We start from the raw sequence: 25,168 nt of genomic DNA, 5'->3' as shown, positions 1-25,168 counted from the left end.
ACGCCGCGGGCCGCACCCTGCTGGATGATATCAAGGACTTTATTGCCAACGGCAAGTTTGTGCTGGGCATCTGCAACGGCTTTCAGGTGCTGGTCAAGCTGGGCTTGCTGCCCAACCTGAGCGGGGCCGTGACCCCGGAAGTGACCCTGACCCACAACGCCTCGGGCCGTTACGAGGACCGTTGGGTGACGCTCAAGGTCAACCCCGAGTCCAACTCGCCCTTCCTCAAGGGCCTCGACACGCTGGAAGTGCCCGTGCGCCACGGCGAAGGTCGTCTTATCATCAAAGATGCCGCCACGCTGGCCGCCATCGAAGAGCAGGGCCTGAACTGCTTGAGCTACGCCGATTTCGACGGTTCGCCCACCGACGTGTACCCGCACAACCCCAACGGTGCCGCCTTGAACTGCGCCGGCCTGACCGACCCCACCGGCCAGGTATTCGGGCTGATGCCCCACCCCGAGGCGTTTCTCTCGCTCTACAACCACCCCGACTGGGCCCGGCGCAAGCGTGCCACGCCGTCGATTTCCGAGGAAGGCGACGGGCTAAAGCTGTTTCGCAACATTGTGGAGCACGTGGCGTCGTTGCCTCACCCCCCGACCCCCTCTCCGGGGGGAGAGGGGGAGCCTGACGGAAGGGCCGCCGCTGGAGAAGCTCAACAGGAAATTGGTAGTCGGCCTCGACTGACGGCGGATAAAAAGCTGTGGTATGAGCGGTTGAAGACGTTTAGCGGGCAGATGCGGCGAGAATCTACTCCGGCGGAAGACGCTTTGTGGCAAGCGTTACGAAACCGGCAGCTGAACGATGCCAAATTCCGTCGGCAGCACGTCATTGGACGCTTCATCGTGGACTTTATCTGCACTCAGCACAACCTGATTGTGGAAGTGGATGGAGAAGTGCACGACGAGGCCGGACAAGCCAAATACGATACCGGCCGCACTTACGAACTGGAAGGGGTAGGCTACCATGTGCTGCGATTCACCAACGGTCAGGTACTCCATCATCTGCCCACGGTGCTACAAAAAATCAGTGCGGCTCTGCTTCTGCATTCCATAAAAAATTAATAATCCCTGGCTCCCCCTCTCCCCCTGGAGAGGGGGCCGGGGGTGAGGCTACTCACCCACACGACCTGAAAAGCTTAGACCCAATGAACACGCTCAACCACTTCGCTACTCCCCAGCTCGAACTTCTGCACCGCGGCAAAGTCCGGGACTCGTACCGTGCGCCTTCCGGCGAGCGGCTCATTGTTGTCACCGACCGACTGTCGGCCTTCGACTCGGTGCTGGAAACGCCCGTGGCCCACAAGGGCGCGGTGCTCAACGGGCTGGCCGCCTTCTGGTTCGACAAAACCCGCCACATCATTCCCAACCACGTCATCAGCCTGCTCGACCCCAACGTGACGCTGGCCCAGGAGGCCGAGCCGATCCGGGTGGAGATGATTGTGCGCAACTACATCACCGGCTCGATGCTGCGCGGCTACCAGAAAGGCCAGCGCACCTTCTCGGGCGTCACGGTCACCGACGGCCTGACCAAGCACCAGCAGTTTCCCGAGCCCATCGTGACGCCGACGACCAAGGAAGAGTCGGACCGCGAAATCACCCCGGAGAATCTGGTCAGTGAGGGTTGGGTGTCGGCGGAACTCTACGAAAAGATGCGGGTCAAGTCCCTGGAGCTGTTCAACTTCGCCTCCCAGTGGATGGCCGAGCGGGGCATTATCCTGGTGGATACCAAGTACGAATTCGGCCTGCTGGACGGGGAACTGATCCTGATCGACGAAATCCACACGCCCGACTCGTCGCGGTTCTGGAGCGCCGAAGACTACGCCAAGAACCCCGAGGCCGTGGAGCAGATGGACAAGGAGTACGTGCGCCAGTGGCTGCTGCAGAACAAAGAAAACGGGCAGTACCGCCGCACCCTCCCCGCCGAAGTGGCCCAGGAAGCCAGCCGCCGCTACCTCGACATCTTTGCGCGCATCACCGGCGCCCCGCTGCCCACCGGCGACGAAACCACCACCGGCGGCGACGTGCGCACCCGCCTCGTGGGCAACCTCGTGCGGGCTGGCATCATGCAGGACGCCTGGGTCAACATCGTGATGGGCTCCCCGGCCGACAAGGAGCATTGCCAGAAAATCCGCTCCTTCTTCGAGGGCTACAACATCTTCACCCAGCTGCGCGTGACCTCGGCCCACAAAAACGGCGAGGCCATTACCGGCATGGCCGAGGTGTGGAACAACTCGGTGGAGCCCGGCGTCATTATTGCCGTAGCGGGCCTCTCCAACGGCTTGGGCGGGGCGCTGGCGGCCAACGTGAACGTGCCCGTCATCAGCTGCCCGCCCTGGAAGGATTTCGCCGAGCTGACGGCCAATCTGAACTCGTCGGTGATTATGCCCTCGGCCACGCCCAACCTGACCGTGGTGCGCCCCGACAATGCCGCTCAGGCCGCCGTGCGCGCCCTGAACCTGCCTCGCCTGCGCGAGCAGCTGAGCCAGGAAATTAAGGCCACCAAAGCCAAGCTGCGCGCCGCCGACGCCGAGCTGCGGGTGCTGTAAAACAAAACTGAGCCAAACGCGTGGACGCTGCCCAGCAACAACAACTCGTGGAAAGCTACGTCGAGGCCTACAACGGCTTCGACGTAGCCGGCATGCTCCGGCCCCTGCACGAGCAGGTGGTGTTCCGTAACCTCTCCGGCGGCCAGGTCAATCTGACTACCACCGGCAAGGAGGCCTTTCGCCGGCAGGCCGAGCAAGCCCTGCCGTATTTTTCCCGGCGGCAGCAGCGCATCACCCGCTGGCAGTCGGGGCCCGACCAGGTGGAAGTCGACATCGACTACTCCGCCGTGGCCGCGCAGGACCTGCCCAACGGCCTGAAGGCCGGCGAACCGCTGCACCTGCGGGGCAAGTCGGTTTTCCGCTTTGCCGACGGGCAGATTAGTGCCATCGATGACCTCAGTTAAGACCACGTTTCAAGCTTCTCTTCCCTTGATCAGACCTCAACCTATAGTCCTGCTCGGCGGCGGGGCCCGCGAACATGCCATGGCCTGGAAGCTGACCCGGGATGGGGCCACCGTGCACGTGCTGCCCGGCAACGGCGGCATCCCGAACTCCCATCCCGACATCAGCGCCACCGACTTCCCGGCCATCCGGCAGTTTTGCGAAGCCCACGGCGTGCAGCTGATTGTGGTCGGACCCGAGGCGCCGCTGGCCGCGGGCGTCGTCGATTTCTTTGCCGGCTCCGCCATCCGCGTGTTCGGACCCGACCGGGCCGGGGCCGTGCTGGAAAGCTCCAAGGTGTGGAGCAAAAGCTTCATGCGCCGGCACGGCGTGGCCACGGCCCAGTCGTGGCAGTACCGCAGCGACCAAATCGGGGAGGCCCGGGCCAAAGCCGCTGAGCTGCACGGGCAGGTGGTGGTGAAATACGACGGCCTGGCCGCGGGCAAGGGCGTGTACGTGTGCTCGTCGGTAGCCGAGGCCGAACAGGCTCTGACCGACTTGCAGGCCGAGCACACCGGCTGGTTCAGCTTTCTGCTCGAAGAAAAGCTCAGCGGCCCCGAAATCAGCATTATCGGTGTCACGGACGGCAACCGCATCCGCCTGCTGGCCCCCTCCCAGGACCACAAGCAGCTGCTGGCCGGCGACCTGGGCCCCAACACCGGCGGCATGGGCGCCTACTGCCCCGTGCCGTTCTGCGACGACAACGTGCTGGCCGCCATCCGCACCGACATCATCGACCCCACGCTGCGGGGGCTGCAACACGAGCAGTTCAGCTTCCGCGGGTTTCTGTACTTCGGCATCATGCTCACGCCCCAGGGCCCCAAGCTGCTCGAGTACAACGTCCGCCTCGGCGACCCCGAAGCCGAAGTGCTCCTGCCGGCCCTGGAAAGTAGTTTGCTGGAGCTCATCGAAGCCACCCTCGACGGCAAGCTCCAGCAAACCGTGGTGCGGCAGCGGCGCGGGACCTACGTGGGCGTGGTGCTGGCCTCGGGCGGCTACCCCGCCGCCCAGTTTCCGACCGGCTTCCCCATCACCGGCCTCGACCAGCTTCACCCCAGCATCCTGGCTTTCCACGGCGCCACCCGCCGTACGGCCGCGGGCGAGCTGGTCACCGCCGGCGGCCGGGTGCTGGTGCTCGTCGGCAGCGGCGAAGACCTGGAAGAAGCCGTGGCGCACGTGTACCGGGAGGCGGAAAGTGTTAAATTTCAGGATGTTTACCTTCGAACCGACATCGGCCAACGGCCGGAACCTACCCTTGCCGGCAACTGGTAGTCATAGCGCCCGCCCCGCCCGCCTGGCCATTCTGCTCTCGGGCCGGGGCTCCAATATGGTGGCCCTGGTGCAGGCCGTGCAACGCGGCGGGCTGCACGGCCTGGCCGAGGTAGCCGTCGTGTTCAGCAACAAGCCCGACGCGCCCGGCCTCGACACGGCCATGGCCCTGGGCTGCCCCATCGACTGCCTGGACAGCCAGGGCCGCAAGCGGGCCGAGTACGACGCGGAAGTGGTGAGCATCCTGACTGGCTACGTCCCCGATTACATCGTGCTGGCGGGCTACATGCGGGTGTTGTCGCCGACGTTTGTGCGGGCTTTTGCCGGGCGCATTCTCAACATTCACCCCGCCGACACCCACCTCCACCAGGGCCTGCACGCCTACGAGTGGGCCTTCAATAATCGGCTGCCGGAAACCAAAATCACCGTCCACCTCGTCGACGAAGGCCTCGACACCGGCCCCGTCCTGGCCCAGCAGTCCGTGGATTTGCGCGGGGCCGACACCCTGGCCGAAGTGGAGCGCCGGGGCCTGGCCGTGGAACACCAGCTTTACGCCGAAACCCTGGCCCGCCTGCTGCGGGGGGACTTACCAACCTTGGCGGGAGCCCCCGCTGCTCTCGATTCAACCACCCCACCGCAGCGGCCCGACCACGGGCAACTGGCAACTCTCAACTGACATGTGCGGAATAGTAGGTTTTTACGGCCCCGATGATGTTGCCCACGACATCGTGTTTGGCCTCACCGCCCTGCAGCACCGCGGGCAGGATGCGGCCGGCATTGCCACCTTCGACGACAACTTCCACCTCTGCAAGGGCAACGGCCTGATTTCGGACGTGTTCCGGCCCAAGCAGCTCAAGAAGCTCACCGGCAACATCGGCATCGGCCACGCCCGCTACACCACCCAGGGCTCCGGCGACTCCGAACTGGCCCAGCCCTTTACCACCAGCTACCCGTTTGGCCTCTCGATGGTGCACAACGGCAACGTCATCAACTTCCGGCAGGTCGCCAAGCGCCTGCACGAGAAGTACCACGTGCTGCCCAAGACCAGCAACGACCTGGAGCTCATCATGTACACCTTCGCCTCGGAGCTGCGCCTGAAGGACCTTGACCGGATTTCGGTGGTCGACATCTTCGACGCCGTGGAAACCACCCAGGAGCTGGTGAAAGGCGCCTACGCTACCATCACCGTCATTGCCGGCTACGGGTTGCTGGCCTTCAACGACCCGCTGGGCATCCGGCCCCTGGCCCTGGGCCGCCGCGACACCGACCGGGGTCCGATCTACGCCTTTGCCTCGGAAAGCACCTGCTTCGACTATTTGGGCTTCGAGTTCATCGAAAACGTGGGCCCGGGCCAGGCCGTGTTCATCGACAAAGACTTCCAGGTCCACTACAAGAACCCCCAGCAGCTGCCCAAGGCGTTCTGCGTGTTCGAGCACATCTACTTTGCCCGCGAAGACTCCAACATCCACGGCCGGCTGGTGGCCCGGGAGCGGGTGCGCCTGGGTAAGATGCTGGCCCGCAAGGTTATCGAGTCGGGCATTCAGCCCGATATGGTGATTGACGTGCCGTCGTCGGGCTACTTCTCGGCGTCCGGGCTGGCCGAGGCCATCGGCGTGCCCTACCGGCGGGCGTTGGTGAAGAACAACCACATGGGCCGCTCCTTTATCGTGAGCAGCCAGGCCGGCCGGGAGGACATTGTGAAGAAAAAGCTCAACCCCATCCGCGAGTTTGTGGAAGGCAAGAAAGTGGCCGTCGTCGACGACAGCATCGTGCGGGGCACCACCTCCCGGCGCATTGTGCGCATCCTGCGCGAGGCCGGGGCCGCCGAGGTGTACTTCATCAGCAGCGCTCCGCCCATCGTGTCGCCTTGCATCTACGGCATCGACATGGCCATGAGCACCGACCTGATTGCGGCCAACCACACCGAGGAGGAAATCTGCGCTTACATCGGTGCCGACCGGGTGATTTACCAGTCGGTCGAGGATTTGCAGGACTTGTTTGCCGCGGAGCGCGGGCACGGGGGCAGTTGCTTTGCCTGTTTCACCGGGAAATACCCGACCGGCGACGTGACCAAGTACCTGGGCCACATCCAGGAGGAGCGCGCCAGCCACCGCGACAAAGCCAAGAAAGGCGGCGGCCCGGTTATTCCCTCCGTCAGCGCCAAAGCCCCCGAACCGACCGAGCATTAACGATAAAGCAGCACGAGCTAGAAACCCAGTTCCCCTCCTTCCTTCAAGGAGGGGTGCCCGAAGGGCGGGGTGGTTCACTCGTTGCCCGACTTTTAGCACTAGCCTTAGTATCGTTCTGCCGTTTCAACCGCCCCTAACCCCTCCTCATCTGAGGAGGGGAACCAGAATAGCTTCTAGCTTACATAGCTTGTCATGAGTCAGACCTCCGCCGAAACTACCCGCAAAGAAACCGCCGGCTATTCCATCGAGGAAGGCAATGCCGCCTCCCGCAACGCCTACCAGTGGGCGCAGAAAACCTTCTCGACCCGGGCCGGCAAGCCCGGAGAGCCCGCCCAGGACCTGGCCGGGGGCTTCTCCAACGAAATCCGGTTCGGGGCCGAGCGGCTCGGCATCGGCTCCGACGGCATCGGAACCAAGATTGAGGTGGCCGAGCGTCTGGACCGCTACGACACGCTGGGCTACGACCTGATTGCCATGGTGGCCGACGACCTGGCGGTGGCGGGCTTCGTGCCGACCAACCTGTCAAATATCATCGACGTGAACACGCTCGACTACACGGTGGTCGACGAGCTCATGCGGGGCCTGCACGACGCGGCCCAGTTCAGCCAGATTGCCGTGACGGGCGGGGAAATTGCTGAGCTCGGCAACCGCATCGGCGGCTACCCCGGGGCCCGGATGAACTTCAACTGGTGCTCGACGGCCGTGGGCGTATTGCATCCCAGCCTGGAGCGTCCCCTGAGCGGAGCCAACGTGCGGGCCGGGCAGGCCGTGGTGGCGCTTCGGTCGCCCTCGTTTCGCTCCAACGGCTATTCTCTGGCCCGCCGCGCCCTCACCAAAGCCTTCGGCGAAGCCTGGCACCACGCACCCTACACCGGCCCCGATGCCGCCGAAATGGGCCCGACCTGGGGCGAAGTTATGCTGGCGCCCTCGCTCATCTACTCGCCCGGCGTGGCCCGGGTGCTCGACGCGGGCCTGCCGCTGTTTGCCGCCGCCCACATCACCGGGGGCGGCATTGCCGACAACTTCAAGCGGGTACTCAAAAGCGGCGTGGGGGCCGAGCTGACCAACCTGTTTGAGCCTCTGCCCGCCATGCAGCAGCTCGCCGAGCTGGCCAGTATCAGCCCCACTGAGGCCTACCTCTACTGGAATATGGGCAACGGCATGCTGCTCGTCACCGACGAAGACCACGCCGACGCCGTGGCCGCCCACCTGCAGGCCGACGGCTACGACGCCCGGGTAGCCGGCCGCATCACCGCCGAGCCCGGCGTCCGGCTCACGGTAGGCGCGGGGGAGCTGCGCTACGAGTAGTTCTTGGCGCGGCAAGGTTCGTTCGAAGCCTGAAGTAAAAAGGCCCGACGCAGGTATGCGTCGGGCCTTTTTACACGCTATGCGCTACTGAAACTACGCCGCCAGCGGCTCAATATCGAAGCCGGCCTGGGCTACGGACTTCATGATGAGCTCGGGAATGGGGTTGGCGCCTTCCACGGTCAGGATCTTATTGGGGTTGCTGGTATCCACGCTCCACTTTTCAACGCTGGCTTCGGCGTCGAGGAAGGGCGTGACGGCGCGCAGGCAGTTGGCGCAGTTGATGCTGGTTTTGAACTGAAGAGTCGGCATGGCTGGTAAAGTGCTGGGGTGACGCGGCCCGCTGGAAAGGCCCGCGAGGATACCCTACGACCTTAACAACGGATAGCCTACAAAAGTAGCCGGCCCGGGCCCGCAAAAACGTACAGGCTTTCCGCGGGCAAGTGCAGATTTTGGCCCCGCCGCTAAACCGGCAGGCTGATGACTACCTCGGTGCCCTGGCCCGGCTGGCTGGCCACGCTGAGCGTGCCGCCGTGCCCCTTCACCACGATGTCGTAGCTGAGCGAGAGGCCCAAACCGGTGCCTTCGCCGGTGGGCTTGGTGGTGAAAAACGGCTGGAACACCTTCTGCTGGATTTCCTCGTCCATGCCGATGCCGTTGTCCTGCACCCGAATCTGAACCTGGTTGCGTTGCCGCTTGGTGTGCACCACCAGCTCGGGCACGTAATCGGCGGGGCCGGTGAGCTGGCGCTGCTGCAGGGCGTAGAAAGCGTTGTTGAACAGGTTTATCAGTACCCGGCCAATGTCCTGGGGCACGAGGTTTACCTGCTGCACCCGGCTGTCGAAGTCGGGCGTGAGCGTGGCGTTGAAGTCCTTGTTCTTGGCCCGGAAACTTTGGTAAGCCAACGGCAGGTGCTCGGCCACCAGGGCGTTGAGGTCAGTCAGAACCCGCTCGCCGGTGCTGGCGTGGGAGTGCTGCAGCATGCCCTTCACGATGCTATCGGCGCGGTGGCCGTGGTGGGTGATTTTCTGCAGGTTCTGGGTCAGGCTGTCGAGCAGTTCGGTGGCGTAGGCTTTTTCGGCCTCGGGCAGCCGCTGCCAGGGCCCGTCCATAAACTCCTCCACCAGCTCCACGCTCACCTCGGAGAAGTTGTTGACGAAGTTGAGCGGGTTCTGAATTTCGTGGGCAATACCGGCCGTCAGCTCGCCCAGGCTGGCCATCTTCTCGCGCTGAATCAGGCGGGTCTGGGCCTCGCGCAGGCCGGTCAGGGCCCGGGTCAGGTCGTCGCGCTGGCGGGCAATCTGCTCGTTTTTCTCGTTGAGGTCCCGGTTGGCGCGCTGCTTATTGTACACGTTGCGCCACAGCAGGGCCGCCACCAGCAGGGCCCCGACCAGGCCGGCGAGCAGGCCGTAGAGCTGCTGGCGCTGGCGGGCCCCGCGCTGGGCCTGCAGTTGCCGGGTTTTGTTGAGCAGCGCAATCTGGTTCTGCTTTTTGCCCAGCTCGTAGCCGTAGCGCAGGGCGCTGGTTTTGCGCTGGGTGGCCTCGCCGGCCAGCGTGTCCTGGTAGTCGGCGTACAGGCGCTGGTGCTCGTAGGCGGCCCGGTAGTTGCCCAGCGCGGCGTAGGCCTGGGCCAGGACGTCGGCCGCGTTGCCGATGTTGCCGTTGCTGCGGGTGCGCTGGCTGAGCTGCAGGGCTTGGCGGGCCAAGGCCACGGCGCTGTCGGGGCGCTGGGTGAGCAGAAAGGAACGGGCCAGCATCAGCTGCACGGCGGGCAGATTATACTCGTCCTGGTTGGTACGCACCAGGGTTCGGGCCCGGTAGCCGTGTTCCAGAGCCTGAGTATGGTCGCCCTGCTGCCCGTACACCTCCGCCAGCCCGATTTCGTTGGTCGTCTCGTTCTTCACGTCGCCCATACGCTGACTGGCCTGCACGGCCCGCTGAAAGTAGTACAGGGCCTGGGGCCACTTCTTCTGCATCTGGTAAGTCGAGGCCAGGTTGCTCAGCGTGGCCGCCACCACCTGCTGGTCGCCCAGGCGGCGGCCGTCGCGCAGGGCTTGTTGCAGCATGGCCAGGGCGCTGGGGTAATCCCCGATCTGGGAGTAAATGCCCCCGATGGTGCTGCGCAGCTGGGTTTGCACGGCCAGATCCTGGCTTTGCTCGGCCAGGGGCAGCCCGCGCAGGGCCCAAGCCAGGGCCGAAGCCGGGTTGCTTTGCAGCTGGTCAATAAGGCTCAGCTCCAGGCAGGCCTTGGCTTCCCGGCGCCGGTCGTGGCGGCGGGCGAAAAGCTGACGGGCCAGCAGCGTGTAGTAGCGGGCCGAGTCGTAGCGGGCCTCCCGCCGGTGCAGAATACTCAGCCACAGCAGCCCCCGCCCGATGCCGGCCGTGTCGCGGAGTTGCCGGGCCAGGCCCAGCGCCTCCCGTCCCAGGCGCAGGGCCTGAGGGGCGTCGGTGGCGGCCAGCTCCGTGACCAGCGCGTGCAGGCGGCGCACCCGGGTGGTGTCGGGGCGGCGGGCGGTGTTCAGCAGGCGGCGCAGACTATCGGCGGCCCGGCTCTGGGCCAGGGCCGTCCCCGTACTTAGTGCCAGCAGCAGTAGCAGCAATATCGCACGAGGGCTTTTCATAGGGCGGGGCGCTAAGGTCGGGGCCGGAGACTGGGCCGGCTCCCGCGGGCCGCCCAGGCCTGAGGGCCGGCAGCGGGCTTCTTTTCCCTGGCGCAGGTCAAGCCGGCGCCGAGTCTATTTGGGCGGGTAAATCGGGTTGTTGACCACGCCCACGCGGTTGTCATCCGGGGTGATGACGACAAAGGACAGCACCTCGTTCACCAGTGGGTCATTGGCTTGGTTCTCGTCCAGGCAGGCTTCGAATTCTTTTTCCTTGCGGTGCCCGATTTCCTGCACCCGGTCCAGGCGATGCTCGATGCGGGTGTTTTTCAACACCCGGAGCTCGTCGAATTTGGCTTCCACGTCCGTGGGGCCGGGCAGCACCCAGTAGAAAACGCTTTTGTCGAGGCGCAGAAACTTCGGGCCCGTGGCCAGGCGCACCAGCACTTGGTCTATTAGGTACTCGGCGTAGGGGTCGTCCGCATCCCAGACAACCTTCTGCGGATCAGTGGCGAAAAAGATGGTAAACCACTCGATGGCCTCTTTCAGGTCCTTGACCACGTACACCACCTCTTTCTGAGTACCCGGGCGCTTGGTGGCTGCGGCCAAGCCGTTGTGATGCCTTGGGTGCTTGTGCCGACGGCGGCTCACGAGCAGGGCGGTACCGGCCAGAAGCAGCGTGGTAGCTGCCACAACGTTGTTTTTCATGGCTAAAAGCTGAAAGGAGAAGTGGACAACCCACCGCCCGCCACGCTGTGCGTCGTACCGGGGAAGGCCGCTAAAGACGAGCTTAGCAATGTAATAAAGTTAATAAAAAATATTGTATATAATAGATGAAAGGCTGTTTTCGGCTGCCTGGCTGGCGCTGGTTACCGGTGTTCGTCGGGCGTGGTAGTGGGCGGGTAGATGGGGTTGTTGATGACGCCTACCTGGTTGCCGGCCGGGTCAAGCACCACAAATTCGCGCACCTCGGTGACGGCCGCCCCAGCCGTTAGGGTCAGACTGCCGTCGGGCTTGTGGTCTTCGAGCTGGCGCACGGTCCGAAACAGGCCCCGCTCAAACTTATTGTCGGGGTTGGCATCCAGGCTGTTGTACTTGCGGGTCACGTCGGCGGGCGTGGGCAGCACCCAGTAAAAGACGGGCTCCTTGAGCTGCAAAAACCGCGGGTTGGTTTCAAGGCGCACCTCCACACCATCAACCGAATACACGGCGTAGGGGTAACGGCCGTCGCGCCCGACCGTCACGGGCTGCTGGGCGAAAAAAGAGGAGTACCACGCCACGGCCGCCGCCATCTTCGTGGAGTCGCGGATGGGATACAGCACCGTTTTCTGGGCTGCAAACTGCAAGGGTGGTTCCGGGGCCGGACGAACGGCGGGCAGCGTCTGGGCCAAGCCTTCCGTGCTAACCACCAGCCCGAGCAGGCTCAGCGCAATCCAATAGGGGTGTTTCATGCCTTCCATGGTTAGATGTATCGTTGCCAACGGCCCGGCTCCTGCTCTACGCCTACCCGGATTACCGAAAGCTGAGCAGTTGGATCAAGGTAATAATAAATATAATATATATAATTTTCCGAATGCTGGCAGTACAACTGAGCATAGAGCTGATTCATCTTAAGTAAAAATGCTATACGTGGCATATTTTATATAAAAAATATAAAATATCTCGGTTGCAATTTCGTATATTTAGGGCTTGAATAGGCTGGAAGCAGGGTTTTCGCTCTGGGTGGGGTAGGCAGCAAAACCTGGCCATCCGCCGCAAGCAGGACGATGGCCGCCCCGTTACCAGCTTCCCAAGCGGCGCCGCCACTTGCTCCTGGTGCAGCAAGTTGCCCGGTGCCCCGGTCCCGGCTATCGGTCGGGTTTGTGCTGCGTCCGCCGCCCAGGCTGCCTCCCAAGGCCTTGTCCGGCGTGTGAATGGTGAGGTCGCCCTGTTTTTGCCGCGGTATGTTGTTCGAACGAATCAAGCCGGAAGCCGTGCCGGCCAGCGGCCCGGCCCAGCCGCTGGGGTGGCCCCGGGCGGTAGCGGCTGGCCCCGTCGGTGGGCTGCTGACCCTCACGCCCGCCCAGATCCGCCAGAAGGTGCTCCAGCTGCTGCTGCTGCTGGCCGGGGTGTTTTCGGCGGCCCTGGGCCTGAAGGGGTTTCTGCTGCCCAACGGGTTTATCGACGGGGGCGTGACGGGCATTTCCCTGCTGGTCAGCCAGCTTTCGGGCATGTCGCTGTCGTTGCTGATTATCGTCATCAACATTCCCTTCATCATTCTGGGCTACTACCAGCTCGGCCCCGCCTTTGCCCTGCGCACCCTGCTTACCATCCTGTGCTTGTCGGGGGCGCTGCTGGTCGTGTCGTTTCCCCCGCTAACCCAAGACAAGCTGCTGATTGCCGTCTTCGGGGGCTTTTTCCTCGGGGCCGGGGTGGGCCTGGCCATGCGCGGCGGCGGCGTACTCGACGGCACCGAGATTCTGGCCGTGTACATCAGCCGCAAGCTGCCGGGTTCGATTGGGGATATCATTCTGATTATCAACGTGCTCATCTTCGGGGTGGCCGCCTGGCTGCTGTCCGTCGAGACGGCGCTGTACTCGATTCTGGCGTACCTGTCGGCGGCCCGCACGGTGGACTTTGTGCTGGTCGGCATCGAGGAATACACCAGCCTGACCATTATTTCTTTTCACAGCACCGAAATCCGGCAGCTCATCACCGACAAGCTGCACCGGGGCGCCACCGTGTATGAATGCACCCAGGGCTTCGGCTCGCACGGGCATCAGCACCTCAAGATCGAAGCCATTTTTACCGTCATCACCCGGCTTGAGGTTATCAGCCTGGTCAAGGAAATTCACGCTATTGACCCCCAGGCCTTCGTCGTGATGCAGAGCGTGAGCGACGCCCGCGGCGGCCTGATCAAGAAGCGGGCCCTGCACTGACCCGCGGCCACAGTTCGCCGCCGGGCTACACTCCCCCAGGGCCTTTACAAGCAGGATTCCAATGAACACAGACGCGTGGTATCGGGGACGGGGCGTGCGGGCGGGCGAGGCCCGAACCGTCGGGCTCTTCTGGCTGCACGGATTCCTGGTGGGCATCGGCACCATCCTGGTGTACGTGGTGGCCAACGTGCTGCTGCTGGAGCATCAGCCCGCGCGCACCTTGCCCCAGGCCTACTGCTTCGGGGCCGGGGCCATGCTGGTCGTGGGCCGGCTATATGCCTATGGGGAACAGCACTGGCCGTTGCAACGGCTGGCCGTGCGCACTCTGCTGGCCGCGCTGGTGCTGCTCACGGTGCTGGGCGTGCTGGTGCTGCTGGGTCCCTCGGTGCCCGCGGCCGTGGCCATCATGGCCGGCTACCGGCTGATTTACCTGCTCACCACTCTCGGGTTTGGAAGCCAAGGCGCGGCCGTGTTCAGTGCGCGGCAGGGGCAGCGCCTGTTCGGCATCATCAGCGGCGGCGACCTGCCCGCCAAGGTTCTGGGAGCCCTACTAGCCGTGTTCGTGCACGTCCGCTACGACCTGTACCTCCTGCTACTGCTGGCCTTTGCCACCTACCTGCTGGCCCTCTATGTGCAGCGCCGTCTGTTTGAGGTGCCGGTCGTACCCGCCAAGTCGGTGGCTGCTCCGGCACCCGAAGCGGGGGCTGCCGGTTCGCCGCCAGCCCGGGGGCGGATGTTAGTGCTGGCGCTGGGCCTGAGTCTGACGGCCGTGGCAGCAGCAGCGGCGGGCGTGGAATACCAGTTTCTGCTCAGCGCCCACGACAACCTGGCTCCGTATGCCAACCTGTTGCAGTACGTGGGCAGCGTGCTGGCCCTGACGTACCTGTTGGCCCTGGGTATAAAGCTGCTGGTTGCCCATCGGGGCCCGATCCGGCTGGGCGGGCGCCGGCTGCTGCTGGTGTTGCCGCTGGGGGCCCTGGCCGGCGTGCTGCTGGGTGGGGCGCTGGGCGCGGCCGGGGTAGGGGCCGGGGGGCAGATGCTGTACTTCGGGGGCCTGTACCTGGGCCTGGAAGTGGCGCGGCGCACGTTGTTCGAACCGGTTTTTCTGGTACTGTTTCAACCCTTACCGCCCCTGCGCCGCCTGCGGGGGTTCACCACCGTCAGGAGCGTGTATGAGCCGGTAGGCCTGGGCCTGGGCGGCCTGCTGCTGTACCCTGCCCCGGGCTGGGCGCCCTGGCTGCCGCTGGCCTGGATGGGCGGGGCCCTGCTGCTGGCAGCGGCGCTGCTGCAAGGCGCGTACCGGCAGTACTTGGCCGAGCTGAAAACAACGCTGGGCCTGCGCGGGGCGGGGCCGGCCGGAACTGCCGCTGCCCCCCCGGCCCGGTCAACCGGTTCCCTCCACGCCCTGCTGCACCTGCACCGCGCCGATGCCGCCACGCTGGTGCGCCACGCCGAAGCCCTGCTGCGCCACCCGGAAAGCAAAGTCCGCAGCCGCATCCTGACCATCGTGGGAGAGCAGGCTGGCCCGGCTCTGCTGCGCCACCTGACCCTGCACGACCCCGACGTCAGCGTGCGGGAGCAGGCCAGCCGCCTGGCGGGCCGCCACCCGGTTAACACTGATCTGCTCGACCACCCCGACATGGTCGTGCGCAAGGGCGCCATCCGGGGGCGGCTGGAGGCTGTGCCAACGGATACCCACGCCCAGGCCAGCCTGGCCGCCGTGGTGGCCGACGCCCAGCACCACCTGACGGCCCTGGAGCTGATCCGCTTTCTGGCACCCGAGCAGCAGGTGCACTGCGTAATGCGGGGCCTGCGCAGCTCCGATCCGGCCCTGGTGCTGGCTGCCACTAAAGCCTCCGGGGCCGTGGCGCCCGAGGTGCTGGTGGGGCCGCTGCTGGGTTTGCTGTCCCGCCAGGCCACCCGCAAGGGGGCCATGGATAGCTTGGTGCGTATGGGCGACGCAACCCTGCCGCTGCTGCGGGAAGTGCTGACCCGGGAAACCGACGAGCGGCTGGTGCGCCACCTGGCCCAGGTGTGCGCCCGCCTGGGCACGCCCGCCAGCCGGGAACTGCTGCTCCAGCTCGTGCAGGATACCAACCTTAGTGCCCGCGCCGCGGCGTTGCGCGCCCTGAGTATGCTGCCCACCGCGCCCGCCGATGCCCCGATGTTTCAGCACTTGGTGGAAGAAGAGCTGCGTCTGGCCCAGCACCTGGTGCACAGCATGATGGCGGTGAATGCCGAGCTGCGCACGGCGTTGCGCTACGAGCTGCGCCGCAGTCAGCAGCGGCTGCTGGGGCTGTTGCTGCAGCTCTACGAGCGGGCCCCGCTGCTGGCGGCCCAGCGCAGCCTGGTGCACACGAGCGGGGAGCGGCAGGCCACGGCCCTGGAAAATCTCGACACGCTGATGCCCCGCCCCCTCTACCTGGGCCTGCAGGCGCTGCTGGACGTGGGCCGGCTCCGGGAGCGGGTACAGATTTTCGACGACCTGCTGGGCCCTTCTATTCAGCCGGAGCCCATCCAGACCACCATCATCCGGCGGGGTACGGCCGCCTTCACGGCCTGGACGGTGGGCGTGGCTCTGCGGCAGTGGCGGCCCGAGCCCGACACAGTCGGGCATTTGTATCCGCACCTGCAAACCTCGGACCCGCTGGTGCAGGAAAGCGCGGTGGCGTTGCTGCGCCGCCTGCCCACGCAGCGGCCGTCCGCCTACGACCAGCTCCTTATCCAGTATCCCACCTTAGCCGCGCTGCCCGCCATGCCCGACCAAGCCACCGATTCCCCCGTGCCGTTCCTGGAGTGCGTGCGCATTCTGAAAAGCACCGCCCTGTTTGCCCAAACGCCCGAAAACGTGCTGGGAACCATCGTGCCCATCATGCACGAAGTAACCTTCCGGCAGGAAGAGGAAATCTTTGCCAAGGGCACGCTGGGCACTTCACTGTTTATCATCTACGAAGGCGAGGTCGGCATCTTCAATCGGCGCCAGCTGCTGACCACCTTCGGTAAGGGCGACTTCTTCGGCGAACTGGCCCTGCTCGACGCCGAGCCCCGCTCCGCCTCGGCCGTGGCCCTGAAGCCCGTGCGCGCCTTTCGCATCGACCAAGAGGACTTCTACGACGTGACGGAAGAGTGCGCCGAGGTGATGCGCAGCATCATGCGGGAGCTGTGCCAGCGCCTGCGCCGGCAAAACGAGAAGATGCTCCTGACCCCTGACGACGCCGTGGCGCAGTCGGTGTAAGCAAGGCCGCGCCTACGCCGGGCGCTGGGGGCGGTGCTCCAGAATCAGCTCGTTGCGGTAGTCGTGCAGGGTGAGCTCCAGGCCCACGGGGTAGGTGTGCGGGTTGAGGAAGCGGCGGATGCTGGGGTCGAGGCTCTGCACCTCGCGCTGGGCGTGGGCCCGGCTTTCGGCCAGCGTAGGCAGCTCCAGCACCCGCCGGCCCTGCCGGAACACGGGCTCCAGCAGCTCCCGGTACTCGGCCTCGGGGCGCACGGGGCGGCGGCGGGTGTAGTCGGAGGGGTCCACCAGGGTGAGCTTCTCGGGCAGGGGTTGAGCCGTGTTGTAGAGCATGTCGGCGCGGGGCTTGCCGTAGTCGTTAAGGTAGCGGCGCACCTGCAGAATGCCCGGAATACTGGTCTTGACGAGTTGCTCCGAGAGCTTGATGGTGAAATCCCAGTCGGTGCCGTCTTCCCGGCGCAGGGCGGCTAGCTTGTACACGCCGCCCAGCGCGGCCTGGTTGTAGGCCGTCACGAGCTGGGTGCCGATGCCCCAGGTGTCAATCCGGGCGCCCTGGCTTTTGAGGCTGGTAATCAGGTTTTCTTCCAGGTCGTTGGAGGCCACGATGCGGGTGTTGGGAAAGCCGGCCTCGTCGAGCAACGCCCGGGCCTCGCGGCTGAGGTAGGCCAGGTCACCGGAGTCGAGGCGGATGCCGCCCAGCTCGTGGCCCTCGGCGCGCATCTGCCGGGCCACGCTGATGGCGTGGCGCACGCCTTCGAGCGTGTCGAAAGTATCGACCAGAAACACGGAGTCGTCGGGAAAAGCCTGGGCGTAGGCGGCAAAGGCTTTTTCTTCGTCGCCGAAGGCCTGCACCCAGCTGTGGGCGTGGGTACCCTTGACGGGGATGCCGTAGAGCTGCCCGGCCAGCACGTTGGAGGTAGCATCGACTCCACCCAGGTAGGCCGCCCGGCTGGCCCCGATGCCGCCGTCGAAGCCCTGGGCGCGGCGCAGGCCAAACTCCAGCACCTGATCCGTGGGGCCGGCCGCCTCGCGGATGCGGGCGGCCTTGGTGGCAATGAGGGTCTGGAAGTTGACCAGGGTGAGCAGGGCCGTTTCGAGCAGCTGGGCCTGGAGCAGCGGCCCCTGCACCCGAATCAGGGGCTCATTGCCAAACACCACCGTGCCCTCGCTGATGGCGTCGATGTCGCAGCTGAACTTCAGGTCCCGCAGATATTCCAGGAATTCCTGGGGAAACAGGCGCGTACCCTTACTCCCCTGCAAGCTGGCCAGATAGTCGAGGTCTTCGGCCGAAAAGCGGAAGTTTTCCAGCCAGTCGACGGCCAGAGCCAGGCCGGCCGCCACGGCGTAGCCGCCCTGAAACGGTGCCCGGCGGAAGTAGAGGTGAAACACCGCTTCGCGGTCCTGCATGCCCTGCTGCCAGTAGCCGTAGGCCATGGTGAGCTGGTAGAGGTCGGTGACCAGGGACAAAGACGGGGCGTAGAGGCCGGACAGCGGGGCAGACGGGTTGAGGCTAGGCATGGGGGAGCAGGGTCGGAGGGGCGCACCGCGCGCCGGTATCTAAATACGGAGGAGGTCCCAAAGGTTGGAGAAAACTGCGAAAACCAGCCAGCGCAGAGCCGCCAACCTAGCCGTGCGAACGAGCAAACCCGGGAGCTAGCAGGTACTTGCGAGGCGAAACCTGAGCCAGCAAGAAAAAGGCGCGGTCAGACGATTGTATTTAACCTCGATACCTGTATTCTTGTATCCTAAATTCGAAAAATTCAATTTGCTGGCATTCCCACTTTTATCACACTCCTACTTATGAGAAGACACCTACCCGCTCTGGCGCTTGTCGTGATGCAGGCCGCCCTACCCGCCGCCCATGCCCAACAGGCCGCCTTCCGGGCGCAAAACGGGGTCGTCACGTCCGGCGGCCCGACGGCGGCAGCCCGCGCCCTGAACACAGCCCTGCCCGGCGCCCTGGCGGCCCGCACCGCGGCGCTGTCGGCCTGGAACGTCGGCGCCAGCCTCGCCCAGGCCCGGGGGCAGCACGCCGCCGCGGCCCTGAACGGCAAAATCTACGTGTGGGGCGGCTACAGCGCCAGTGAAATCAGCAGCCTGGAAATCTATAACCCGGCCACCAACACCTGGAGCGCCGGTGCCCCGCTGCCCCAAGCGCTCCGCGGCCACGCCCACGCGGTAGGCAATAACGGCCTGCTTTACAGCTTCTCCGGGGTAAGCGGCAGCGACAAGGTCAGCAGCAGCTACAGTTACAATCCCGCCACCAACGTCTGGACGACCCTGGCCCCCATCCCCGTTGCCGTCTGGGAGGCCCGCGCCACTACCGGCACCGACGGCCGCATCTACGTGCTGGGCGGAGAAAACAATCTGTACGGCAACCAGATCTACAACCCGACCGCCAACACCTGGACCACGGGGGCGCCGCTGCCCATCACCACGCTCGGTGCCGCCGTCGTGACCGACGGCAGTGGCCGGATTCACTTGATAGGCGGCGCAACCAATGGCTACACGGCCGGCACTACGCACTACGTGTACAATCCGGTTACTGATACCTGGGCTACTGCTGCCGCGTTGCCCACGGCCATTGCTCAGGCTGGCTGCACGCTGGGCTCGGATGGTAAAATCTACGTGATTGGGGGCAAGGGCTACACCGGCAACAACAGTGCGCCGTTTTTCCAGTCCGCGTACGTCTACACGCCGGCCTCCGACACCTGGGCCACCGACACGTCCCTGCCGGTGCAGTTGGGCGAGACCAAGGCCGTGACGCTGGGTTCTAGCATCTACACCCTGGCCGGCTGCAACGGCATCTTTCAGTCGGTGGTGTACCGGGCCTCGCTCGGCAATACGTACACCTGGACCGGCGCTACCTCCACGGCCTGGGCGCTGGGTTCCAACTGGGCGGGCGGCGTCGTGCCCACCGCCACCGACAACGCCATCATTCCCACGGGGCTGTCCCGCTACCCGGTGGTCAGCACAGCGGCCACGGCCGCCAACGTGGTGGTCATCAGCGGAGCCTCGCTGAGCCTGACCGACGGCAGCACGCTGACCGTGACGGGCAACTGGATCAACGACGGTACCTTCAATGCCGCCGGCAACTCCACCGTGGCCCTGGCGGGCACCGCCGCGCAGAGCCTGGGCGGGGGCAGCACCATGCAGCTTCGCAACCTGACCGTAGGCGCGGCCGGTGCCACGCTCACCGGCCGCACCGAAATTCAGCGCCTACTGACGCTGAACGGCAACCTGGCCACCAACGGCCAGCAGTTTCTGATCCTGTCCAACAACGTGGGCTCGGGCATGGTCTACAACAACGGCGGGGTCGTTACGGGCTCGACTATGGTGCAGCGCTACATCGACGTGGCCAGCAACGCGGACTTCGGCTACCGGCACTTCGCGCCGGCCGTGAGCGGGGGCACGTTCAACACCCTGAATATCTTCCCGATTCTGCCCGGGGCACTGGCCGCCGGTCCGCTCCAGCTCAATACGGCCTATAACTCGGCGGCCCAGCCCGGGCTGGTGACGCCCTATCCCACGGTATTCTCTTACGACCAGAGCCGGGTGGGCGCGGTAGCCGGCCCCACGGGCTTCGACCAGGGCTGGCAGTCACCCGCCGTCGGCAGCACTTTGGTGCCGACGGCGGGCTTTACCATCAATGAGCCCGCCGGCAATTTCCTGGAGCTGACCGGCACCAGCCTCAACAACGGACCCTTCACCCGCGCCGGCCTCACCCGCACCACGGCCGACGGGGGCTGGGCGCTGATTGGTAACCCCTACCCGGCGCCCATCGATTGGAACCGGGTAGGCCGCACCAACGTCGATGCCGCGGCCTACGTGTACCGCTCCACCGGCCGCTACGACGGTGGCTACGCGGCTTACGTCAACGGCGTGGGCTCCAACGTGCTGCCCATGGGCCAGGCCTTCTTCGTGCGCGTGAGCACCGTGGGCGTCAGCGGCAGCGTGGCCTTCACCAACGCCTCCCGCGAAACCACGTTTACTGACCCCACGTTTGCCCGCCCGGCCCGGACGGAAACCCGGCCTTTGCTCCAGCTGGCCTTGCGGCGCGCTGGTACCACTGCCGCCGGGCAGCAAGACGACTTCTACGTGTACGAGCAAAGCGGCGCCACCCCCGGCTTCGACTCGGAGTTCGATGCGCTGAAAGTGCAACTCAACGGCGGCGACCAGCCCAGCCTCTACCAGGTGGAAGGCGCACAGGGACTGGCCATTCAGGGCCTGCCTGCCGGTAGCATACCGCGCGCCCTGGCGCTGGGCGTGCAGGCCCCCGCGGCGGGCACCTACGAGTTTAGCCCCGCCCAGCTGGTGAACTTCGCGGCCGGCGAAGCCCTCTGGCTCGAAGATAAGCTCACCGGCACCTGGCACGACCTGCGCCAGGGCGCCTACGCAACCCAGCTTTCCCAGGGCCTGAGCACCGCCCGCTTTGTGCTGCATCTGCACGAGGCCCGGCCCCTGGCCACCAAGGCCGCGGCCTGGGCCGGGGAGCTGCAGCTGTATCCAAACCCTGCCGCCAACGCGCCCGTGACCGTCGCGGCTACCGGCGTGCTGGGCACGACGGCCGAGCTGGTGCTCACCAACAGCCTCGGCCAGTCCGTGTGGCAGCAGACGGCCGTCATTGCGGGTCGGGAGCTGCGCACCCAGGTGCCGGTGGCTGAGCTGGCCCGGGGCGTCTATCAGCTGCAGGTGCGGAGTGCCGCGGGCGTCCTGACCCGGAAGCTGGTGCTGCGCTAAGTCAATTCAATCGATACGAAAACGATATTTCCCTTTAGCATGGCCAAGTCCATCATCCTTCGTCTTTCCTTTTCTCTGCTGATGTTGGGTATCACCCAGCTGCCGGTATTGGCCCAGGGCCCCGGCAACGGCGGCCCCCGCCCCGGCGCCGTCACCGATGTTCCCGTCGACGGCGGGGCCAGCCTGCTGCTGGCCGGGGGCCTCGCCCTGGGGCTGCGCCGGTTGCGCCGCCGCTAAGGCTGGGTGGGATTCCAGAGAATTGCTTCTGTAATCATCACCCGCTAGATAACCAAAGCCGTTCGTGGTGCTTCGCACTGCGGACGGCTTTGGTCGTTTTACGGGGACGGTAGGACCGCACACTCTGTCCGGTTTCGGACAATTTGGTAAAAGTCTAGCCTGTTTATTTTGTGTATAAAACACTGATAGAAAGAATGTTGTAATAATGGCACGGGCGTTGGCTGACTACGGCAAACCTTTCGTTACCGCTGTACAAAAATGGACAGAGCCATTTCCGCCGATATCCACGCCAAACGCCGCCGTCGGGTCTGGCTGCTGGTGCTCGTAGTGCTGGGCCTCGTCGTGGGGAGCGTATTAGCTTTCCGCGTCGCCCTGCGCCCCCACATCAGCCGGGAGCTGCTGCTGACGGCCCCGGTGGAAGTCGGCGACGTGGAAGCCTCGCTCACGGCCGCCGGCGTCGTGATTCCCGGCCGCGAAGCCGTTATTTCGAGCCCGATTCAAAGTGCCGTCCGGCGGGTGGCGGTGCAGGTAGGGGAGAAGCTGCGCCCCGGGCAGACCATCCTGGAGCTCGACAAGGAGCTCACGGCCAGCGCCCTGGCCAAGCTGCAGGACGAGCAGCAGCAAAACCGCAACCGCACTTCCCAGCTGCACCTCACCCTGGAAAAGGCCCTCAACGACCTGGAGTCGCAGCAGCGGGTGCAGCAGGTGAAGGTGCGCAGCCTGCAGTCGACCCTGCGCGACGAGCAGTACCTGCTTAACATCGGGGGCGGCACGGCCGAGAGCGTGCGCCAGGCCGAGCTGAATTTGAAAGTGGCCCAGCTGGAGCTGGAGCGCCTGCGCGAGCAGATTCGCAACCAGCGGGCCGCCAACGCCGCCGACGTGCGCGAGCTGGGCTTTACCATGCAGATTCAGGACCGCAGCATTGCGGAGCTGGCCGACAAGCTCCGGCAGGCCACCATCAGCAGCCAGCAGCCCGGGGTGCTGACCTGGGTGAACGAGGACCTGGGCGCCACCGTGCACCAGGGCGACCCGCTGGCCCGGGTGGCCGACCTGAGCAGCTTCCGGGTGCGCGCCACCATCTCCGACACCTACGCCGACGCCCTGCACCTGAACGACGCGGCCGTGGTGCGCCTCAACGGCACCGACCTGCGCGGTACCATCAGCACCATCAGCCCGGCCGTCGACAAGGGCGTGGTCACGTTCTACGTTCGGCTGCACGACGACCATCACCCGGCTTTGCGCTCCAACCTACGCGCCGACGTGTTTGTAGTTACGCGGGCCGAGCACGGGGTGCTACGGGTCAAAAACGGCCCTTTCTACCAGGGCGGCAAGGAGCAGGCGGTGTTTGTGCGGCACGACAATGCCCTTCGGCGCCACGTCGTGCGTTTTGGAGCCAGCAACTTCGACTGGGTGCAGGTGCTAAGTGGGCTGCGGGCCGGCGACGAAGTGGTCATCAGCGACCTGAAGGACTACGCCGATACCCCCGAGCTGCTGATCAAGGAATAGACTGGGGCCGGGAGCTGCCAACGCAAACAGCCCCGCCTCCAGAGCTGGAAGCGGGGCTGAGTTTGTAGTGCCGAAAAGCCGGACAGCTAGTACCGCTGCAACGACCGGGTCAGCAGGCGGGTACCCTGCCGGACCCGGAGCGTGTACACGCCCAGGGGCAGCTCCCGCACCAGCAGCTGGTAGCGGCTGCTGCCGGCCGGCGCCGTGGCCTGCTGGCTCAGCACGGGCCGACCAGTGACGTCGTAGAGCTCCAGCAGCACCGGCCCGGCATCGGGCGTTTTCAGATCCAGGGTCAGGTAGTCCTGCATGGGCACGGGGTAGGCTTCGAGCGAAAACTCCAGCCGGGCCGCAAAACGCACCTGCAGCACGCTGCTGGAGCGGGCCTGGCCGTCGGTACCGAGCTGACGCAGGCGGTAGTGCAGGGTTTCGGCCAGGCGGCCGGCATCCTTATCCACGGCCGTGGAGGCGGCCGGCGACCAACTCTGGCCCGCCACCGGCTGCCGGCTGATTTCCTGCCAGCGCTGTCCGTCCGCCGACCGTTCGATGACAAACCAGCCATTTTCCGGCTTCGAGGTCGTACTCCAGGTCAGGATGGCGTCCAGCTGCCGGGGGGCGGCGGTGAAGACCAGCTGCTCGGCCGTGAGAAGGACGGGCTTGGTGCTGCTGACCGTGTACCAGGCATTCAGCCGGGTGGTCGTGACCGAAACCTGCCGGGCCCCGGCGTACTGCGGCCGGCCTTCGCGCACCCAGCTCACGCCCTGATCGGTGGAAGACCAGACCTGGGCTAGGCCGGCGTCGAAGTCCTGGCCGTGGTCGTTGACGGGCAGCCAGGCCAACGTGAGCAGCACCGGCGCGGCCGGATTCTGGGCCGTGGACGTGCTCAGGCGCCAGATCCGGTCGATGCTCTGACGGCCGGCAAACTCCCGGTAGCTGGCAAAAGAGACATTGCGCTGGCTCAGGCCGGTACGCCGCTCGACGGTCAGGGTTAGGAGCTGGTCCTGCGGATTCAGGGTGAAGCCCGCGTTGCCGAAGTCGACGGGGTAGGGGCCGCCGACCTGCTTTTGCTGCACCAAACTGCCTTTTACGTAGTGCTGCGCATCTTCGCGACCCCCGGCGGCGCCCTGCACGGTGGCCGCGGCTCCCAGCCGCAGACTAGCGTTTTCGGCCGTGAGCAGGTTGCCGCCGGCCAGCTTGAGCGTGCCGAGCACCGTGGCATCCGATTCGAGCGTGGTACCCGCGGGATTATCGAGGCGCAGGTTGAACAGCGCCGCGCCGTGCATGCTCAGCACGTGGGGCGCTGTGCCTAGGCCCAGCAACACCACGGTGCTGCGGCCAGCGTCCCAGCGGGCTCCAGGAGCATTACGCAGGTCGCCCTCGTCGATGAAGAGGCGGCTGAGCGGCTGATCCTGGGCAGTCAGCAGGCTCAGCTCCCCGGCATTTTCGACGTCGCCGCGCAGGTAGCGCAGGGAGTCGGCAATGGTCAGCACCCCGCCGGGGCCGTTGTAGAGGGCCTGCGCCCGGCCGGCCTGCGGAACCAGCGCCCAGCACAGCACCAGCAGAGCCAGCAGCTTGGGCGGTTCGAAGTAGTTAAAGTATCGGTTCATGGTCCTGCGCATTAGATGGCAACCCAAGTGGTGCCGTCGTAGATGAACATGCGCGTCTGACCAATGGCCAGCGTCAGGGTAGTGTTGAGCGTCAAGGCTCTACCGGTATCATTACGTAAGTAAATGATACGCCCGGTCGTATTGTTGGTCGTCGGCAACGTAGCGGTGGTTGCGCTTCCTCCTTTCAGGGTTACGTAATTGGCCACGCTGAATGCCGTGTTTAAATCAGTTGAGCCGTTCACCGCTACTGTCGTGGGGTTGACCGTGGCAGCTACTGGCCCAGCTGGCCCAGCTGGCCCAGTGGCGCCCGTAGCACCAGCCGGTCCGGTCGTGCCAGTAGCCCCCGTAGCTCCGGTAGGCCCAACCGGCCCTGTCAGGCCCTGAGCGCCTTGATCACCTTTAGCGCCTGTTGCGCCAGTGGGTCCTGCGGGCCCGGCTACGCCCTGAATTCCTTGGTCTCCTTTAGCGCCGGCTGGGCCTTGGGCGCCAGTTGCGCCCACAGCGCCTTGCTCACCCTGTGGGCCAGTTGCGCCTTGTGGGCCGACAGAACCGGTTTCGCCCCGATCACCCTGCGGGCCAGCT

Annotated in this window: 19 protein-coding genes; 12 read left to right on the top strand and 7 right to left on the bottom strand. The window is 65.3% G+C overall.

Annotation, left to right across the window (positions count from 1 at the left end):
- From EWM57_RS18755 to EWM57_RS18725, 7 genes are all read left to right on the top strand, one after another.
- Positions 1 to 1,061 (top strand): phosphoribosylformylglycinamidine synthase subunit PurQ (locus EWM57_RS18755; RefSeq protein ID WP_129922844.1); only part of this gene is annotated, 1,061 nt, incomplete at its 5' end.
- An 83-nt stretch (positions 1,062 to 1,144) separates the two neighbouring features.
- Positions 1,145 to 2,545 (top strand): phosphoribosylaminoimidazolesuccinocarboxamide synthase, encoded by a 1,401-nt coding sequence (locus tag EWM57_RS18750; RefSeq protein WP_129922843.1) that lies wholly within the window; start codon positions 1,145 to 1,147, stop codon positions 2,543 to 2,545.
- A 20-nt stretch (positions 2,546 to 2,565) separates the two neighbouring features.
- Positions 2,566 to 2,949, top strand: a complete 384-nt coding sequence (locus EWM57_RS18745; RefSeq protein WP_207218355.1) for a nuclear transport factor 2 family protein — start codon at positions 2,566 to 2,568, stop codon at positions 2,947 to 2,949.
- A 25-nt stretch (positions 2,950 to 2,974) separates the two neighbouring features.
- Complete coding sequence (gene purD, locus EWM57_RS18740) at positions 2,975 to 4,258, top strand: phosphoribosylamine--glycine ligase (protein ID WP_207218354.1); 1,284 nt, start codon at positions 2,975 to 2,977, stop codon at positions 4,256 to 4,258.
- Complete coding sequence (gene purN, locus EWM57_RS18735) at positions 4,242 to 4,931, top strand: phosphoribosylglycinamide formyltransferase (protein ID WP_242510143.1); 690 nt, start codon at positions 4,242 to 4,244, stop codon at positions 4,929 to 4,931. The genes purD and purN overlap by 17 nt, the downstream gene beginning before the upstream one ends.
- 1 nt (position 4,932) lies before the next feature.
- On the top strand, positions 4,933 to 6,444 hold the full coding sequence (gene purF, locus EWM57_RS18730) for an amidophosphoribosyltransferase (protein WP_129922840.1): 1,512 nt from the start codon (positions 4,933 to 4,935) through the stop codon (positions 6,442 to 6,444).
- A gap of 192 nt (positions 6,445 to 6,636) precedes the next feature.
- Positions 6,637 to 7,752 (top strand): AIR synthase-related protein, encoded by a 1,116-nt coding sequence (locus tag EWM57_RS18725; protein ID WP_129922839.1) that lies wholly within the window; start codon positions 6,637 to 6,639, stop codon positions 7,750 to 7,752.
- Positions 7,753 to 7,845: 93 nt separating this feature from the next.
- On the opposite strand, the gene EWM57_RS18720 is transcribed toward EWM57_RS18725, so the two are convergent.
- From EWM57_RS18720 to EWM57_RS18705, 4 genes are all read right to left on the bottom strand, one after another.
- Positions 7,846 to 8,061 carry a heavy-metal-associated domain-containing protein gene (locus tag EWM57_RS18720; protein ID WP_129922838.1) on the bottom strand — a complete coding sequence of 72 codons (216 nt, stop codon included), beginning with the start codon at positions 8,059 to 8,061 and terminating at the stop codon, positions 7,846 to 7,848.
- Positions 8,062 to 8,213: 152 nt separating this feature from the next.
- A complete protein-coding gene (locus EWM57_RS18715) occupies positions 8,214 to 10,370 on the bottom strand; it encodes an ATP-binding protein (RefSeq protein WP_129922837.1) in 2,157 nt (718 codons plus the stop codon).
- Positions 10,371 to 10,484: 114 nt separating this feature from the next.
- On the bottom strand, positions 10,485 to 11,057 hold the full coding sequence (locus EWM57_RS18710; RefSeq protein WP_129922836.1) for a hypothetical protein: 573 nt from the start codon (positions 11,055 to 11,057) through the stop codon (positions 10,485 to 10,487).
- A 161-nt stretch (positions 11,058 to 11,218) separates the two neighbouring features.
- Positions 11,219 to 11,800 carry a hypothetical protein gene (locus EWM57_RS18705; protein WP_129922835.1) on the bottom strand — a complete coding sequence of 194 codons (582 nt, stop codon included), beginning with the start codon at positions 11,798 to 11,800 and terminating at the stop codon, positions 11,219 to 11,221.
- Between the two features lie 492 nt (positions 11,801 to 12,292).
- Here EWM57_RS18705 and EWM57_RS18700 point away from each other — a divergent pair, with 492 nt between their 5' ends.
- Positions 12,293 to 13,267: a YitT family protein gene (locus EWM57_RS18700; RefSeq protein WP_129922834.1), complete on the top strand. Its 975-nt coding sequence runs from the start codon at positions 12,293 to 12,295 to the stop codon at positions 13,265 to 13,267.
- 61 nt (positions 13,268 to 13,328) lie between these two features.
- Complete coding sequence (locus EWM57_RS18695) at positions 13,329 to 16,502, top strand: cyclic nucleotide-binding domain-containing protein (protein WP_129922833.1); 3,174 nt, start codon at positions 13,329 to 13,331, stop codon at positions 16,500 to 16,502.
- A 12-nt stretch (positions 16,503 to 16,514) separates the two neighbouring features.
- Here EWM57_RS18695 and EWM57_RS18690 read toward each other — a convergent pair whose 3' ends face one another.
- On the bottom strand, positions 16,515 to 18,017 hold the full coding sequence (locus EWM57_RS18690; protein WP_129922832.1) for a nicotinate phosphoribosyltransferase: 1,503 nt from the start codon (positions 18,015 to 18,017) through the stop codon (positions 16,515 to 16,517).
- Between the two features lie 282 nt (positions 18,018 to 18,299).
- Here EWM57_RS18690 and EWM57_RS18685 point away from each other — a divergent pair, with 282 nt between their 5' ends.
- From EWM57_RS18685 to EWM57_RS18675, 3 genes are all read left to right on the top strand, one after another.
- Positions 18,300 to 21,239, top strand: coding sequence for a kelch repeat-containing protein (locus tag EWM57_RS18685; RefSeq protein ID WP_129922831.1), 2,940 nt, complete (start codon positions 18,300 to 18,302; stop codon positions 21,237 to 21,239).
- A gap of 39 nt (positions 21,240 to 21,278) precedes the next feature.
- Positions 21,279 to 21,476 carry a PID-CTERM protein-sorting domain-containing protein gene (locus EWM57_RS18680; protein ID WP_129922830.1) on the top strand — a complete coding sequence of 66 codons (198 nt, stop codon included), beginning with the start codon at positions 21,279 to 21,281 and terminating at the stop codon, positions 21,474 to 21,476.
- Between the two features lie 258 nt (positions 21,477 to 21,734).
- On the top strand, positions 21,735 to 22,982 hold the full coding sequence (locus EWM57_RS18675) for an efflux RND transporter periplasmic adaptor subunit (RefSeq protein WP_129922829.1): 1,248 nt from the start codon (positions 21,735 to 21,737) through the stop codon (positions 22,980 to 22,982).
- Positions 22,983 to 23,068: 86 nt separating this feature from the next.
- Here EWM57_RS18675 and EWM57_RS18670 read toward each other — a convergent pair whose 3' ends face one another.
- Both EWM57_RS18670 and EWM57_RS21685 read right to left on the bottom strand, forming a co-directional pair.
- Entirely contained in the window at positions 23,069 to 24,586 is a 1,518-nt protein-coding gene (locus EWM57_RS18670) for a T9SS type A sorting domain-containing protein (RefSeq protein WP_165370576.1), read from the bottom strand.
- Between the two features lie 11 nt (positions 24,587 to 24,597).
- Positions 24,598 to 24,828: a hypothetical protein gene (locus EWM57_RS21685; RefSeq protein ID WP_242510021.1), complete on the bottom strand. Its 231-nt coding sequence runs from the start codon at positions 24,826 to 24,828 to the stop codon at positions 24,598 to 24,600.
- Between the last annotated feature and the right edge of the window lie 340 nt (positions 24,829 to 25,168).

This window comes from Hymenobacter persicinus (assembly GCF_004167665.1).
Lineage (GTDB): Bacteria > Bacteroidota > Bacteroidia > Cytophagales > Hymenobacteraceae > Hymenobacter > Hymenobacter persicinus.
Note: the sequence above shows the minus strand (reverse complement) of the source record. Positions and strands in the feature narration are given on the sequence as shown.